The following is a 16,998-nucleotide window of genomic DNA, read 5'->3' on the forward strand; positions in this document are numbered from 1 at the left end:
CGGCTGCCCGCGCTCGGCAGCCCGGGCAAGGAGGCACATGATCAAGGCGGACGAGGATCCCGGGACACCCGACTGTCGGGGCGGCTGGCGGTTCCTGTGGTGGCTGGTGCTGCGGCAGCCCGGGCGGGCGGTGTCCGGCGCGCTGCTGTCGAGCGTGTGGATGGTGCTGATGGCGGCGGCGCCGTATCTGATGTCCCGGGCGGTCGACGACGGGCTGGTGCCGGGGCATCTGGGCACGCTGGCCTGGTGGACCGGGGTGCTGTTCGTGGTCGGCGCGGTCAACTCGTGGCTGAGCATCATGCGCCACCGCACGATGACCCGGGTGCGGATCGACGCCAACTTCCGCACGGTGAAACTGATCGTCGGGCAGGCGGTCCGCCTCGGCGCGGTGCTGTCGCGCCGCGCACGGGCCGGTGAGGTCATCACGATCGGCGTCGGCGACGTGTGGACGATCGCCCAGTCCCTGACGGTCGTCGGCCCCGGCTTCGGCGCCCTCGTCGTCTACGGCGTCGTCGCCGGCGTGCTGCTGTCGATCTCGGCGCCGCTGGCCGCCGTAGTACTGCTCGGTGTGCCGGTGATCGCGCTGCTCGCGGGGCCGTTGACGATGCGCCTGCAGAGTGTGGAGACGGAGTACCGCGAGCGGCAGAGCGTGCTGACCGCGCGCATCGGCGATCTCGCGGGCGGTCTGCGTGTCCTCAACGGCCTGGGCGGCAAAGGGTTGTTCGCGGACGCGTTCCGGCGCGACTCGCAGCGGCTGCGCGTACAGGGCTACCGGGTGGGCGCGGTGGCCAGCTGGGTGCAGGCGATCGGTCTCGGGCTGCCGACGCTGTTCCTCGCCGTGGTGACCTGGCTCGCGGCCCGGCTGGCGGCCCAAGGGCGGCTCAGCATCGGCGAGTTGGTCGCCGTGTACGGCTATGTGGCCGTTCTGATCGGCCCGGTGGCCTTCTTCGTCCAGATGGTCTACGAGCTCAGCCGGGGCGTGGTGGCCGCGCGGAGGGTCGTAGCGCTGCTGCGGTTGGAGCCCGTGCCGGACACCGGGACGTCGGCCGCGCCCGCCGAACCGGCCGTGTTGCACGATCCGGACTCGGGGGTGCGGGTGCTGCCGGGGCGGCTGACGGCGTTGGTCGGGGCGCGGCCCGGGGACGCGTTGGGCGTGGTGGACCGGCTCGGCCGGTACGCGCCGTCCGTGGCGACCTGGGGCGGGGTGCGACTGGACGCGGTTCCGCTGGCCGAGGTGCGGGCGCGGATCCTGGTCGCCGACAACGAGGCCGACCTGTTCGCCGGTTCGCTGCGGGAGGTGGTGGCCGGGCGCCGGGAGCGGTCGGCGGAGGCGCTGGCGAAAGCCGTGCACGCGTGCGCCGCCGACGACATCGTGCAGGGGCTGCCGGAGGGGTTGGACTCGGCGGTGGCCGCCCAGGGGCGCAGTCTCTCCGGGGGACAACGTCAACGGGTGCGGCTGGTACGGGCGTTGCTCGCCGAGCCGGAGGTGCTGCTCGCGGTGGAGCCGACCTCGGCCCTCGACGCCCACACAGAGGCGGTGGTCGCGCGGCGGCTGCACGCGGAGCGCACGGGCCGTACGACGGTGGTCACCACGACGTCCCCGCTGGTCCTCGACCGGGCGGACACCGTGCACTACCTGGTCGACGGCAAGGTCGCGGCCAGCGGCACACACCGCGGGCTACTGGACTACGAGCCCGGCTACCGCGCGCTGGTTGCCCGGGACACGGACGCGGAGGAGATCGTACGGTGACGTCGTCCACGTCTTCCAAGGGGCAACTGCCCGTCGCCGAACGGGCCGACGTGCGGCGGGCAGCGCTGCGGCTGGTGCGGGCCGACCGGCGGGCGTTCGTCGTCGTGCTGGTGGTGAACGCGCTGGCCGCCGGGGTCGGGCTGGCCGGGCCCTGGCTGCTCGGGCGGATCGTGGACGAGGTGCGGGCCGGGGCCGGGGTGGGGGCTGTCGACCGGCTGGCCCTTGTCATCGTGGTGTGCTCGCTGGCCCAGTTGCTGCTGGCGCGCTGGGCGCGGTACGTGGGACACCGGTTCGGGGAGCGCACGCTGGCCCGGGTGCGGGAGGACTTCGTCGACCGGGCGCTGGCGCTGCCCGCGTCGGTGGTGGAGCGGGCCGGGACGGGCGACCTGACCGCACGCGGTACGGCGGACGTGGGCATCGTGGGCACGACCCTGCGGGACGTCGGGCCCGATCTGCTGGTCAACTTCGTGCAGGCGCTGTTCGTGATGGGCGCGGTGTTCGCGCTCGACCCGCTGCTCGGCCTGTTCGGGGTGCTGGGTCTGACGCCGATCTGGTTCGCGCTGCGCTGGTATCTGCGGCGGGCCCGGGACGGCTATCTCGCGGAGGGCGCGGCCAATTCGGAGGTCGCCGAGATCCTCACGGCGACCGCGTCCGGGGCGCGCACGGTGGAGGCGTTCCGGCTCCAGGAGCGGCGGGTCGCCGCGAGCCGCGACACGCTGCGAACGGCTTTGCGGAGCCGGCTGTACACGCTGTATCTGCGGACCGTGTTCTTCCCGGCGGTCGAGGTGTCGTACACCATCCCGGTGGCGGGCGTACTGCTCGTGGGCGGGTGGCTGCACGGGCGTGGGGCGGTGGGCTTGGGTGCGGTGGTGGCTGCGGCGCTGTATCTGCGGCAGTTCGCCGATCCCCTGGACCAGATCCTGATGCGGATCGAGCAACTCCAGAGCAGCGGCGCCTCGTTCGCCCGGGTGGAGGGGCTGGCCCGGGCGCCCCGCGCGGAGGGCGACGGCGATGCCCCGACCCCGGCGGACGACCGGATCGACGTGACCGGCGTGCGGTACGCCTACGAGCGCGGCGGCGAGGTGCTGCACGGCGTCGACCTGACCGTACGGCCGGGCGAACGGCTCGCGGTCGTCGGCCCGTCCGGCGCCGGGAAGACCACCCTGAGCCGACTGCTCGCGGGCGTCGACGCGCCGACCGAGGGCACGGTGACCGTCGGCGGTGTGCCGGTCCACGGGCTGGCACCGGAGACGCTGCGCCGCCAGGTCGTGCTGGTCACCCAGGAGCACCACGTGTTCCTGGGCTCGGTCCGCGACAACCTCCTGATCGCCGAACCGGCCGCCACGGACGAGGAGTTGTGGGCGGCCCTGACGGCGGTCGGTGCGGAGGAGTGGGTACGGGAGCTGCCGGACGGTCTCAACACCCCGCTGGGTGCGGACGGTCGGGCCACGGACGGCTCCCAGGCCCAGCAACTCGCCCTGGCCCGCGTGGTGTTGGCCGACCCGCACACTCTGATCCTGGACGAGGCGACGGCCCTCCTGGACCCGGCCACCGCCCGTCACACCGAGCGTGCGCTGGCCGCCGTGCTGGAGGGCCGCACCGTGATTGCCATTGCCCACCGTCTCCACACCGCGCATGACGCGGACCGGGTGGCGGTGATGGAGAACGGGCTGCTGACCGAACTCGGGCCGCACGAGGAGCTGGTGACGGCGGGGGGTGCGTATGCGGCGCTGTGGCACTCGTGGCACGGGGAGAGCAGGTGAGCTTCACTGAGGCCCGGTGCGGATCAGCGCCCCGAAGGGGCGCGGGGAACTGCGCGACCAGCCCCCACCGGGCCGCAGTCGACGAACCGCATCCAGCGAAGCTCACACCGCGTCCGGCCCCCGCTCCCGCGTCCTGATCCGCACCACCTCCTCCACAGGAGTCACCCACACCGTGCCGCCGCCCGTGCCGCGGGCGCCCGCGGCGCGGATGACGCGGACGAGATCGGTCGCGTCGAAGTCGAGGGTGAGGATGTCGAGCCGGAGCCGCGGGGCCAGGTTCACCCGGTACTCGCTGCCCCGGTAGACCTCCACCCGGACCGTCCGGGGCTCGTAGGCCCGCACCTCGGTCACGGTCACTCCCCGCACCCCGAACGACTGAAGCGCCTTCATGACGTCCGGGACGCGGTGGGGCGGGAGGACCGCGGTGACGAGTTTCACGGGTCGTCCTCAACTCCGGCCATTTCAGGTCGAGTCCGGTTCCTTGGCCTTCTCCGCGGCCGGGGCCGGTGCTGACGCAGAAGCCACCGCCACCGGTTCCGGCGTCGACGTCACCGCCGACTCCGTCGGATACGCCTCCTCGTCGTGGACCGCGAGGTCGCCGCTCTCCAACACCTCGTCCGGCGCCCGGAGTTTCACGAACAGGCCGATCGCCTTGAGGATGAGGAAGGTCATCACGGCGTCGTAGAGGATGACCGTCCCGGCCGAACCCGCCTGTTTCCAGAGCTGGTCGAAGTTGCCGTAGAGCCAGCCGCTGGTGGACCAGGCGGTGGAGCCGTCCTTGTTGAGGTACACCGCCACCGCCGGGTCGGCGAAGATGCCGACGAGCATGCCGCCGGCGAGGCCCGCGATGCCGTGGGTGTAGACGACGCCGAGCGCGTCGTCGACCTTGTTGAACGGCGGGACCTTGGAGAGGTAGTTCCAGGCCAGCCAGACGATCGACGAGGCGATGATGCCGATGTAGATCGCGCCGATCCCGGTGACGAAGCCGGCCGCCGGGGTGATCGCGACCAGGCCGACGATCATGCCGTTGATGCCGCCGAGGAAGGTCGGTTTGCGCTGCGGGCCGACGAACATGTCCCAGAAGACCCACACCAGCAGGGCAACTGCCGTACAGAGATTGGTGTTGAGGACCGCGAGGGCCGCGTTGTGGCCGCCGAAGTACATGTCGCCGCCGTTGAAGCCGTTCCAGCCGAGCCAGAGGATGCCCGCGCCGACGGCGACCATGGGGAGGTTGTTGGGCACGCCGTGGGCGCGGTCACGGGCGAGACGGGGACCTATCACCGCCGCCGCTACGAAGCCCGAGGTGCCCGCGGCCAGGTGGATGACGTAGCCGCCGGAGTAGTCGAGCGCGCCCTTGGCCGCCCACCAGCCGCCGCCCCAGAGCAGGAAGGCGTTGACCGTGTAGACCAGGGTCGACCAGAGCGGGACGAAGAGCAGCCATGCGCGGATGTTCATACGGCCGATCACGCTGCCCATGAACAGGAGCGGGGTGATCGCCGCGAACGCGAAGTGGAAGTAGGCGAGCGTGGCCTGCGGGAAGTGGAAGCTCGGCATCAGGTCGTTGCCGTTGACGAGCGGTATCCACGCCTGTTGTTGTTCGCTCGCCGAACCGACGATGGTGCCGGGCCGGCCGACGAACGCGCCGAGGATGCCGGGCCAGTGGGAGTCCAGGGGTTCGCCGAACCCCATCTTGAACTCCCAGAGGACCCAGCCGACCAGGACCAGCGAGAAGCCGGTGAAGGCCATGAACATGGTGTTCACGACCCATTTGCGCTGGACCAGGCCGCCGTAGAGGATCGCGATGCCGGGGATGCTCATCAGGCCGACGAGTGTCGCCGCGACGAGCTGCCAGGCGTTGTCGCCCGCGTCCAGCCAGTTGGGATAAGGAATCACTGCAACCGTCAACTCCCCTCGTGGGAGCGGCGGTCCGGCAGGACCGCCGGTTTGAACGGCAGGATCGTGCCGGATCTTTTTCGGGTTGGTTCCGGGGGCATGTCGGCCGGGAAAATTTCTGTTCACGGTCAAAGATTCGTCAAGTGGCGCTCCGTATAGCGGACATGAACATCCGGACAACGAACGAATTCCGGCCAACTTCCTGACGCGCTCCTGACAGAAAGCGCGGGCTGCTGCCACTCTTCCCACTGGCGCTTCACAGCAACCCCACAGCTTCACTCCTGTGATCCCTGTGATCTCCCCTGGTCGCGCGATCCGCGACCGTCCTGAAGGAGTCAGTGTTGAGAAGCAATTCCTCGCGCAGACGCACCTCCCACATAGTCGCCGTAGCCGGCGTCACCGCTCTGCTCGCCGCAGCCGTCCAGGCCGGCGCGACCTCCTCCGCCGCTCCGGCCAAACCCCTTGCCAGCAAGGGGAATCCGGCGCACATGGCCCTCTCGCTCTCCCCCTCGCAGCGCGCCGAGCTGCTCCGCGACGCCGAGTCGGCGCGGACCAGCACCGCCAAGGACATCGGCCTCGGCGCCAAGGAAGCGCTCGTCGCCCGTGACGTCATCAAGGACGCCGACGGCACGGTCCACACCCGCTACGAGCGCACCTACGCCGGACTCCCCGTCCTCGGTGGCGACTTGGTCGTCGACACCGCCAAGTCGGGCGCGACCGAGCGCGTCATCAAGGCGACCAACGCCACCATCAAGGTCGCCGACCTCACCCCGAGCGTCGCGACGGCGGCGGCCGAGAAGCAGGCCGTCTCCCGCGCCAAGGCCCTCGGCTCCACCAAGTCGGCCGCCGACTCGGCCCGCAAGGTGATCTGGGCGGCGAGCGGCAAGCCGGTTCTCGCCTACGAGACGGTCGTCGGCGGTCTCCAGGACGACGGCACCCCGAACCAGCTGCACGTCATCACCGACGCGGCCACCGGCAAGAAGCTGTACGAGTACCAGGGCATCGAGAACGCCACCGGCACCGGCAACACCCAGTACAGCGGCGCGGTCTCGCTGACGACGACCCAGTCGGGCTCCAACTACAACCTGACCGACGGCGACCGCGGCGGCCACAAGACGTACAACCTGAACCACGGCACCTCGGGCACCGGCACGCTGTTCTCCCAGACCAGCAACACCTGGGGCAACGGCACCACGTCGAACGCGGCGACGGCCGGCGCCGACGCGCACTACGGCGCGGCGGAGACCTGGGACTTCTACAAGAACACGTTCGGGCGCAGCGGCATCAAGAACAACGGCGTCGGCGCCTACTCCCGTGTCCACTACGGGAATTCGTACGTCAACGCGTTCTGGGACGACAGCTGCTTCTGCATGACGTACGGCGACGGTTCCGGCAACGCGGACCCGCTGACGGCCCTCGACGTGGCGGGCCACGAGATGTCGCACGGCGTCACGGCGGCGACCGCGGGCCTCAACTACAGCGGTGAGTCCGGCGGGTTGAACGAGGCGACCTCCGACATCTTCGGGACCTCCGTCGAGTTCTACGCCAACAACTCGACCGACGTGGGCGACTACCTCATCGGCGAGAAGATCGACATCAACGGCGACGGCACGCCGCTGCGTTACATGGACAAGCCGAGCAAGGACGGCGGCAGCGCGGACAGTTGGTACTCGGGTGTCGGCAACCTCGACGTGCACTACTCGTCGGGTGTGGCCAACCACTTCTTCTACCTGCTGAGCGAGGGCAGCGGCGCCAAGGTCATCAACGGCGTCAGCTACAACTCGCCCACCTCGGACGGCCTTCCGGTCACCGGCATCGGCCGGGACAAGGCCGACCAGATCTGGTACCGCGCGCTCACCACGAAGTTCACGTCCACCACCAACTACGCGGCGGCCCGCACCGGGACGCTCGCGGCGGCCGGTGAGCTGTACGGCACGACGGGCGCCGAGTACAAGGCGGTGCAGGACGCGTGGGCGGCCGTCGCGGTCGGTGCGCGCTCCGGTGGCGGCGGCGGTGGCGGCGGTACGTCGTTCGAGAACACGGCCGACGTGTCGATTCCGGACAACGGGGCGGCAGTCACGTCCTCGGTCACCGTGTCCGGGCGGACGGGCAACGCCCCGACGAACCTCGCGGTCGCGGTCGACATCGTGCACACCTGGCGCGGCGACCTGGTGATCGACCTGGTGGCTCCGGACGGGTCGACGTACCGCCTGAAGAACTCCAGCTCGTCCGACTCGGCGGACAACGTGCAGGCGACCTACACGGTCGACGCGTCCTCCGAAGTCGCCAACGGCGTCTGGAAGTTGAAGGTCCAGGACGTGGCGGCACAGGACACCGGCTACATCAACAGCTGGAAGCTTACGTTCCCGTAAAAACCAGCCGTCCACTTCAGGCCGCACAAACATGGCGCCGTCTCGGGGTTTCAACTCCGGGGCGGCGCCCTGTTGTGGACGTTTACATTGCCGCAACGTTCACCGGACAGTCGATTTTCGGCCAACATCACTTGGGGGTCCTGACATGTACGCGCCCCTGATGCCACTCTTCCCTCACGCCGCTTCAGCACAGCCAATTCACATCGCTCCGGTCGGTAACCCCACGCCGTCCGGACTCCCCCACAGAGGAGCTTGCGTGACCCCCCTCTACGCGCGTCACAAGCGCACCACCCTGGCCATCGCCACCGCGGTCGCCGCCGGAGCCCTGCTCGCCACCGGAGTGACCACCGGTGCCTCCGCCCAGCCCGCCGCGGGCAAGGCGGCCCCCCTGGCCGCGGCCCCGCAGCTGCTCTCCAACTCCGCGCGCGTCGCGCTGGTCCAGGAGAAGCAGGCCGCCGCGACCGAGACCGCCCAGCAGATAGGCCTCGGCACCAAGGAGAAGCTGGTCGTCAAGGACGTCGTCAAGGACGTCGACGGCACGCTCCACACCCGCTACGAGCGCACCTACGCGGGCCTCCCGGTGCTCGGTGGCGACCTGGTCGTCCACACCTCGCCGGCCGGCAAGACCGAGGGTGTCACCAAGGCGCACTCGGCGACCATCAAGGTCGCCACCGTCACGCCGAAGATCTCCACCGCCAAGGCCGAGAAGCAGGCGCTGACCATCGCCAAGGCCGCCGGCTCCGACAAGACCGCCGCCGACGGTGCCCGCAAGGTCATCTGGGCCGGCGGCGCCACCCCCGTCCTCGCCTACGAGACGATCGTCGGCGGCTTCCAGGACGACGGCACCCCCAACCAGCTGCACGTCATCACCGACGCGGCCACCGGCAAGAAGCTCTTCGAGTACCAGGGCATCGAGAACGCCACCGGCACCGGCAAGACGCTGTACTCGGGCACCGTCAGCCTCACCACCACGCTGTCGGGCACGACGTACTCGCTGACCGACGCCTCGCGCGGCAGCCACAAGACGTACAACCTGAAGCACGGCACGTCCGGCACCGGCACCCTGTTCACCAACACCACCAACACGTGGGGCACCGGCGCCGCCTCCAGCTCCACCACCGACGTGACCGCCGCAGCGGACGCCGCCTACGGCGCCCAGGAGACGTGGGACTTCTACAAGGACACGTTCGGGCGCAGCGGCATCAAGAACAACGGTGTCGGCGCCTACTCCCGTGTCCACTACGGCAGTTCGTACGTGAACGCGTTCTGGGACGACAGCTGCTTCTGCATGACGTACGGCGACGGTTCGGGCAACACCCACCCGCTGACCTCGCTGGACGTGGCCGGCCACGAGATGAGCCACGGCGTCACCGCCAACACCGCGGGCCTGAACTACTCGGGCGAGTCCGGCGGCCTGAACGAGGCGACCTCGGACATCTTCGGCACCGGCGTGGAGTTCTACGCCAACAACTCGTCCGACGTGGGTGACTACCTCATCGGCGAGAAGATCGACATCAACGGCGACGGCTCCCCGCTGCGCTACATGGACCAGCCCAGCAAGGACGGCGGCTCCGCCAACTACTGGTCCTCCTCGGTCGGCAACCTCGACGTGCACTACTCGTCGGGTGTCGCCAACCACTTCTTCTACCTCCTGTCCGAGGGCAGCGGCGCGAAGACGATCAACGGCGTGAGCTACAACTCGCCCACGTCCAACGGCTCCACGGTCACCGGCATCGGCCGCGCCAAGGCGCTCCAGATCTGGTACAAGGCCCTGACGACGTACTTCACGTCGACCACCAAGTACGCGGGCGCCCGCACCGGCACCCTGTCCGCGGCGGCGGCCCTCTACGGCTCCGGCTCCACCGAGTACAACGCGGTGGCAGCGGCCTGGTCGGCGGTCAACGTCAGCTGACGACAGTCGAGTTGACAGCCAAGCGGTAAGGGCGGTACCCGGAGCGAAGGCATCTCCGGGTACCGCCCTACTCTTGGGTTCCATGTCCTTCACGTACGACGACGTCGGCGCGACCCGCGAACGCGGCTTCTGCCCCCCGGGCTTCCACCCCCTGTATGTGCGCACGCGGATCGGCGAGGGCGAGAAGGTCTTCCGCCGGGCGTCCGAAGCGGTCCTGACCTGGGAACTGCACCGCGAGATGGGCGTAGGCATCGAGGCGAGCGCCGAAAAAGCGGCCCCCGGCGTAGACGTGACGGTCACTCTCGCCGGCCTGATCAAGGCCCCCTGCCGCATCGTCTGGACGGTAGAGGAACACCGCAGGTCCGGCTGGGCCTACGGCACCCTCCCCGGCCACCCCGAATGCGGCGAGGAGGCCTTCGTGGTCGACCGCACGGGCGACGGCACGGTCTGGCTGACGGTGTCGGCTTTCAGCCGCGGCGCGAAGTGGTACGCCCGCCTGGGCGGCCCGGCGACGAGGGGCTTGCAGCACGCGTACGCACGAAAGATCGGCAGCACGCTGCGGCAGATGTGCGCGCCGTATTCGGAGGTGTAGAGGGGGCAAGGGAAGTCCGGCGCCGGCGCACAACGCCCCTTGTTTTTAGGGGCGCGGGGCTGTATCAATTTGCGGCTCCGCCGCGTGGGCGCGACCAGCCCCCACCGGACCCGCAGCCGAAGCACCGGACTTCCACCACTACCGCATCAACACCCCGGCCCCTTCCACCCCGTCCTCCAAAGGCACCGCCACCAGCCCCAACTCCGCACTGGACGCAAGCAGTCGGTGCGCAGGCAGAATCCGGACCGTGTACCCATAAGGCCCGGTGCGATCAAGGGCAAGCGGCCCCTCGTACAACCAGTGCCCCTCCGAATCCGGACCCCCCGCCGGCTTCAAGGGCACCGTCGTCGCGTCCCCGATCCGATCCTCCGGGTCAACGCGCCCCGAAACCGCCTGCACTTCCACATCATCCGGAGCAAGCCCACCCAGCCCCACCCGCACCCGGAGATTCAGCGTCGTACCGAGCTCCGCAGTGGCCGTAGCCGCAGAAGTCTCCACGTGGTCGACGGTCACCCCGTGCCAAGCGGAGCGCACCCGCCCCTTCCACTCGGCCAGTTCACGGGCCGCGTCCGGAGTCATGGCGCGATGGGCATGCGCGGCCGGGGCGTACAGCCGCTCCACGTACTCGCGGACCATGCGCCCCGCCAGCACCTTCGGGCCCAGCAACGTCAACGTCTGGCGGACCATTGCGATCCAGCGGTCGGGCAGACCGTCCTGGCCGCGTTCGTAGAAGCGCGGGGTGACGCGTTGCTCGAGGAGGTCGTAGAGCGCCGAGGCCTCCACGTCGTCCCGGTGGTCGAGATCCGTGCCGGTGCCGTCCGCCGTGGGGATGGCCCAGCCGAAGTCGGGCTGGAACCACTCGTCCCACCAGCCGTCCAGGACCGAGAGGTTGAGGCAGCCGTTGAGCGCCGCCTTCATACCGCTCGTGCCGCACGCCTCCAGCGGGCGGAGCGGGTTGTTGAGCCAGATGTCGCAGCCGGGGTACAGCTTCTGCGCCATCGCCATGCCGTAGTCGGGGAGGAAGACGATGCGATGCCGGACGCGCGGGTCGTCCGCGAACTTCACCAGCTCCTGGACCAGCCGCTTGCCGCCGTCGTCCGCCGGGTGCGCCTTGCCCGCCACCACGATCTGGATCGGCCGCTCCGGGTGCAGGAGGAGGTCCATCAGCCGGTCCCGGTCGCGCAGCATCAGCGTCAGGCGTTTGTACGACGGGACCCGGCGCGCGAAGCCGATCGTGAGCACGTCGGGGTCGAGCACGCCGTCGATCCAGCCCAACTCGGCCGATCCCGCGCCGCGTTGACGCCAGGAGGCGCGGAGACGGTCCCGCACCTCCACGACCAGTTGCTCGCGCAGATCGCGGCGCAGCTCCCAGATGTCCTGGTCCGGGATCTCCCCGACCGCGTCCCAGCGGTCCGAACCGCCCACCGTCAGCGCGTCCTCGGTGCGCTGGGCGCCGATCTGCCGCGCCCCGAGCCGGAACACCTCGGGGGCGACCCAGGTCGGCGCGTGCACCCCGTTGGTCACGGAGGTGATCGGCACCTCCTCGGGGTCGAAGCCCGGCCACAGGCCCGAGAACATCTCGCGGCTGACCTGCCCGTGCAACAGGGAGACGCCGTTGGCCCGTTGGCCCAGGCGCAGGCCCATCACGGCCATGTTGAACAGGTTGGGTTCGCCGCCTGGATAGGTCTCCATGCCCAGGCGCAGGATGTTTCCGACGTCTATACGCGGGAGTTCGGCCCCGGGACCGAAGTGGGTGGCCACCAACTCCCGGTCGAAACGGTCGATTCCGGCGGGGACGGGGGTGTGCGTGGTGAACACCGTGCCCGCCCGCACCGCCTCCAGGCCGGCGTCGAAGTCCAGCCCCGCGTCGCAGAGTTCGGCGATCCGCTCCAGGCCCAGGAACCCCGCGTGCCCCTCGTTCGTGTGGAACACCTCGGGCTCGGGGTGACCGGTCAGCCTGCAGTACGTCCGTACCGCCCGCACCCCGCCGATACCGAGCAACATCTCCTGGAGCAGCCGGTGTTCGCTGCCGCCGCCGTAGAGGACATCGGTCACCCCGCGCTCGCCGAGGTCGTTCTCCTCGACGTCGGAGTCCAGCATCAGCAACGGCACCCGGCCGACCTGCGCGAGCCAGATCCGGGCACGCAGCGAACGCCCGCCGGGCAGGGCCAGGGAGACCTGCGCCGGGGAGCCGTCGGCCTCCCGCAGCAGTGCCACCGGGAGTTCGTTCGGGTCGAGGACCGGATAGTGCTCCTGCTGCCAGCCGTCCCGCGACAGTGACTGGCGGAAGTAGCCGTGGCGGTACAGGAGTCCGACGCCGATCAGCGGTACGCCGAGGTCGCTGGCCGATTTGAGATGGTCGCCGGCGAGGATGCCGAGGCCGCCGGAGTACTGCGGCAGGGCCGCCGTGACACCGAACTCGGGTGAGAAGTAGGCGACGGCGGCGGGCAGTTCACCGGAATGGGTCTGGTACCAGCGGTCGCCGCCCACGTAGTCGGCGAGATCACCGGCGACCTCGGTGAGCCGGCGCAGGAAACGGCTGTCCCCGGCCAGCTCCGCGAGCCGCTCGGCCGACACGCTGCCGAGGAGTCGTACGGGATCGCGTTCCGAGGCGGCCCAGCGCTCGGGATCGACGGACTGGAAGAGATCACGGGTGTCGGCATGCCAGGACCAGCGCAGATTGCGCGCCAGATCACTGAGAGGTCGGAGGGGTTCGGGGAGAACGGGACGGACGGTGAATCGACGGATCGCCTTCACAGCTCCACCTCGGCGCTTCGCTGGATGACACACGGCAGTGTGTGTCGTCGTTACTGATGAAGGTACCGGTGATGGTGTGGGCGTCGCTGGGGGCTTTGCCCCCAGACCCCCATCGGCCCTGAAGGGGCCTCGTCCTCAAACGCCGGACGGGCTGAGTGATGCCGACCTGCGCTGAAAAGGAACCGGTCCGCGCCAAAGAGGGACCGACTGTGCCGAAAAGGGCCCCTCATGCGCCCTTGTGGTGCTTCGCACCTCACGAGAGGCTGCGCAGTGGAGAGTTGGAGGAGGGGAACTCGACATGGCACGGACGCGCACGCGGCGTCTGCGCCGGGCGGGGGGACTGACCGCGGTCACCACAGCCGTGGTGCTTTCGGCCCTCACCCTGCCCGCGCACGCCGCACCGGAGGGGACCATACTCGGCGCCGGTGAACCCGGCTCCGTCAGCGGTAGCTACCTGGTGACACTCAAGGGGGGAACAAAGGCTCCGTCGGCCGCCGGAAAGGGCCTGGCCGAGAAGTACGGGGCGAAAATAAGCCACACCTACGGCACGGCCCTCAACGGCTACGCCATCGAGGCGAACGAGAGACAGGCGAGACTTCTCGCGGCGGACTCGCGGGTCGTCTCCGTCGCCCAGGACACCCGGATCACCGTGGACAGCAGCGGCCGTAGCAGCAGCCGCGTCCAGCGCAACCCGCCGTCCTGGGGTCTGGACCGCCTCGACCAGCCGGGCCTGCCGCTGAACAAGAGCTACACCTCGCCGGCCACCGGGGGCAGCGGCGTGACGGTGTACGTGATCGACACCGGCATCCGGATCACCCACAAGGACTTCGGCGGCCGGGCGAGCTACGGCTGGGACTTCGTCGACGACGACGCCACCGCCCAGGACGGCAACGGCCACGGCACCCATGTCGCCGGCACGATCGCCGGCACCACGTACGGCGTCGCCAAGAAGGCCAAGGTGGTCGCCGTCCGGGTCCTGGACAACACCGGAGCCGGCACGACCTCGCAGGTCATCGCGGGTATCGACTGGGTCACCCGGCACGCGCACAAACCCGCGGTGGCCAATCTCAGCCTGGGCGGCTATTACAACGCCCAGCTGGACGCGGCCGTACGCAACTCGATCGCCTCCGGTGTCACGTACACGGTCGCCGCGGGCAACGACGGGCTGCCGGCCGGCCTGTACTCCCCGGCGGACGTGAAGGAGGCCATCACGGTCGGCGCCACCGACAGGAACGACGCACGGGCGAGCTTCTCGAACATCGGCCCGTCCGTCGACCTGTTCGCCCCGGGCGTCTCGATCACCTCCGCGTCGTACGCCAGCGACACGGGGAAGGCCACTTTCTCCGGTACGTCGATGGCGTCACCGCACGCGGCGGGCGCGGCGGCGGTCTACCTCGCCGATCACCCGCGCGCCACCCCGGCACAAGTATCCAAGGCACTCGTCGCGGGGGCGGTTTCCGGCAAGGTGTCCGGTGAAGGGCTCGGTTCGCCGGACAAACTTCTGCAAGTACCGCCGTCGTAGGGCGGGAGTGACGGCTCCGGCCCCGTTCGCCCAGGACGGGGCCGGATCTTTGCTGGAGACCTGCGCGTAAGTAGTTGGCAACCTGCCGGATTGCCAACCGGAATAGGGTGGGAAGGCTCCACCGGTACACCCCCAGACGCAGCACGGGATCTCCTTCGCAGGACCCACCTCCCCACATCCATCCGCCCACACCCACGTTGACGCGGACAGGAGCGGTCATGCCCGCCACGCACCACTCGTCAGCACCCCCGACATCCGGCACGGCCACGCCCCCCGTGCGCCCCGCCGGCACGGCACCACCCGCCCCGGAGCCACCCTCCGCGGACGGCACACCTCCCGGCATCGGACGCATCCCCGTCCTCGATGTCCGGCCGGTCGTCCAGCACGGCCACCGGTCCGCCAAGGCGGTCACCGGTGAGGCGTTCGAGGTCTCGGCCATCGTGTTCCGCGAGGGCCACGACGCGGTCGCCGCCAACGCCGTCCTCTACGATCCGGACGGCCTCCCGGGCCCCTGGACCCCCATGCGGGAACTCGCCCCGGGCACCGACCGCTGGGGCGCCACCGTCACGCCCGGCGCACCCGGCCGGTGGACCTACACCGTGGAGGCCTGGAGCGATCCGGTCTCCACCTGGCGCCACCACGCGGGGATCAAGATCCCGGCCGGCATGGACACGGACCTGGTCCTGGAGGAGGGCGCGCGGCTCTACGAGCGTGCCATCGCCGGGGTGCCGAAGGGCAAGGGCCTGCGGCCCGTCCTCCGCGCCGCCGTCACCGCCCTCCGCGACGAGACCCGCCCGGCCGCGTCCCGCCTCGCCGCCGCGCTGACGCCGGAGGTGGACGAGATCCTGGCCCGGTATCCCCTGCGGGAACTGGTCACCGCTTCTGAACCGAGGCCGCTGCTGGTCGAGCGGGAGCGGGCACTCTACGGCGCGTGGTACGAGTTCTTCCCCCGCTCCGAGGGGACCGCGGCCCAGCCCCATGGCACGTTCCGTACAGCGGCGAAACGGCTGCCCGGTATTGCCGCGATGGGCTTCGACGTCGTGTACCTGCCGCCGATCCACCCCATCGGGACCACGTTCCGCAAGGGCCCGAACAACACCCTGTCCGCCGGGCGCGAGGACGTCGGTGTCCCGTGGGCGATCGGCTCGCCGGAGGGTGGCCACGACGCGATCCATCCGCAGCTGGGCACGCTGGAGGACTTCGACGCGTTCGTCGCGCGGGCCGGTGAGCTGGGTCTGGAGATCGCGCTGGACTTCGCGCTGCAGTGCTCGCCGGACCATCCGTGGGTGGACAAGCACCCGGAGTGGTTCCACCATCGCCCCGACGGGACGATCGCGTACGCGGAGAACCCGCCGAAGAAGTACCAGGACATCTACCCGATCGCCTTCGACCGGGACCTGGACGGCCTGATCACCGAGACCGTCCGGGTGCTGCGGCACTGGATGGACCACGGGGTACGGATCTTCCGCGTCGACAACCCGCACACCAAGCCGGTCGTGTTCTGGGAGCGGGTCATCGCCGAGATCAACGGCCCCGACCCGGACGTGATCTTCCTGGCGGAGGCGTTCACCCGGCCCGCGATGATGGCCACCCTCGCACAGGTCGGCTTCCAGCAGTCGTACACCTACTTCACCTGGCGCAACACCAAGCGGGAACTCACCGAGTATTTGAGCGAGTTGTCCGGTAAGGCGGCGGCGTACATGCGGCCGAACCTGTTCGTGAACACCCCGGACATCCTGCACGAGTTCCTCCAGGACGGCGGCCGGCCCGCCTTCGAACTGCGGGCGGTGCTCGCGGCGACGCTCGCGCCGACGTGGGGGGTGTACAGCGGGTATGAGTTGTGTGAGAACACGCCGTTGCGGCCGGGCAGCGAGGAGTATCTCGACTCGGAGAAGTACCAACTCCGTCCCCGCGACTGGGTGTCGGCCGAGCGAGAAGGACGTAGCATCGCGCCATTGCTGGGCAAACTGAACGACATCCGGCGCCGCAGCCCGGCGCTGCGGCAGTTGCGCGACCTCCACTTCCACGAGGTGGATCAGGAGGCGGTGATCGCGTACTCGAAGCGGAGCGGTTCGAACACGGTTCTGGTGGTCGTCAACCTCGACCCGCACCACACCCAGGAGGCCACGGTCTCGTTGGACATGCCGCAACTCGGCCTGGAATGGCACGAGTCGGTGCCGGTGCGCGACGAGCTCACCGGCGAGACCTATCACTGGGGCAGGGCCAACTATGTGCGCCTGGAACCGGGTAACCGGCCCGCACACATCCTCACCGTCCTGCGACCGTCCCCGCAGATCGGAGGGTCACCCACAATATGATCGTCAACGAGCCCGTCCCGGACACCTTCGAGGACACTCCCGCCAAGGACCGGGACCCCGAGTGGTTCAAACGCGCCGTCTTCTACGAGGTCCTGGTCCGCTCCTTCCAGGACAGCAAC

The 16,998-nt window shown here is 69.9% G+C and carries 10 protein-coding genes; 7 read left to right on the forward strand and 3 right to left on the reverse strand.

Annotated features, from left to right (window positions below; genetic code table 11):
• Nucleotides 1-37: 37 nt before the first annotated feature.
• Both OO70_RS48725 and OO70_RS48730 read left to right on the forward strand, forming a co-directional pair.
• Entirely contained in the window at nt 38-1,750 is a 1,713-nt protein-coding gene (locus OO70_RS48725) for an ABC transporter transmembrane domain-containing protein (RefSeq protein WP_043687548.1), read from the forward strand.
• Complete coding sequence (locus tag OO70_RS48730) at nt 1,747-3,513, forward strand: ABC transporter ATP-binding protein (protein WP_043687551.1); 1,767 nt, start codon at nt 1,747-1,749, stop codon at nt 3,511-3,513. The genes OO70_RS48725 and OO70_RS48730 overlap by 4 nt, the downstream gene beginning before the upstream one ends.
• A gap of 102 nt (nt 3,514-3,615) precedes the next feature.
• On the opposite strand, the gene OO70_RS48735 is transcribed toward OO70_RS48730, so the two are convergent.
• On the reverse strand, nt 3,616-3,951 hold the full coding sequence (locus OO70_RS48735) for a P-II family nitrogen regulator (protein WP_043687554.1): 336 nt from the start codon (nt 3,949-3,951) through the stop codon (nt 3,616-3,618).
• 24 nt (nt 3,952-3,975) lie between these two features.
• Entirely contained in the window at nt 3,976-5,406 is a 1,431-nt protein-coding gene (locus tag OO70_RS48740) for an ammonium transporter (protein WP_051742429.1), read from the reverse strand.
• A gap of 341 nt (nt 5,407-5,747) precedes the next feature.
• On the opposite strand from OO70_RS48740, the gene OO70_RS48745 reads away from it, so the two are divergent.
• The 3 genes from OO70_RS48745 (at nt 5,748) to OO70_RS48755 (ending at nt 10,282) form a co-directional block, all read left to right on the forward strand.
• Nucleotides 5,748-7,778 (forward strand): M4 family metallopeptidase, encoded by a 2,031-nt coding sequence (locus tag OO70_RS48745; RefSeq protein WP_043687555.1) that lies wholly within the window; start codon nt 5,748-5,750, stop codon nt 7,776-7,778.
• Between the two features lie 256 nt (nt 7,779-8,034).
• Nucleotides 8,035-9,690 (forward strand): M4 family metallopeptidase, encoded by a 1,656-nt coding sequence (locus tag OO70_RS48750; RefSeq protein WP_043687557.1) that lies wholly within the window; start codon nt 8,035-8,037, stop codon nt 9,688-9,690.
• A gap of 82 nt (nt 9,691-9,772) precedes the next feature.
• Complete coding sequence (locus OO70_RS48755) at nt 9,773-10,282, forward strand: DUF1990 family protein (protein ID WP_043687558.1); 510 nt, start codon at nt 9,773-9,775, stop codon at nt 10,280-10,282.
• A 138-nt stretch (nt 10,283-10,420) separates the two neighbouring features.
• Here the strand turns inward: OO70_RS48755 and OO70_RS48760 are convergent, their stop codons facing one another.
• Nucleotides 10,421-13,039 (reverse strand): glycosyltransferase family 1 protein, encoded by a 2,619-nt coding sequence (locus OO70_RS48760; protein WP_043687561.1) that lies wholly within the window; start codon nt 13,037-13,039, stop codon nt 10,421-10,423.
• Nucleotides 13,040-13,337: 298 nt separating this feature from the next.
• On the opposite strand from OO70_RS48760, the gene OO70_RS48765 reads away from it, so the two are divergent.
• Nucleotides 13,338-14,561, forward strand: coding sequence for a S8 family peptidase (locus tag OO70_RS48765; RefSeq protein ID WP_043687564.1), 1,224 nt, complete (start codon nt 13,338-13,340; stop codon nt 14,559-14,561).
• Between the two features lie 218 nt (nt 14,562-14,779).
• Nucleotides 14,780-16,879, forward strand: coding sequence for an alpha-1,4-glucan--maltose-1-phosphate maltosyltransferase (locus tag OO70_RS48770; protein ID WP_043687567.1), 2,100 nt, complete (start codon nt 14,780-14,782; stop codon nt 16,877-16,879).
• Nucleotides 16,880-16,998 lie beyond the last annotated feature (119 nt).

Source organism: Streptomyces xylophagus (assembly GCF_000716435.1).
GTDB classification, from domain to species: Bacteria; Actinomycetota; Actinomycetes; order Streptomycetales; family Streptomycetaceae; genus Streptomyces; species Streptomyces xylophagus.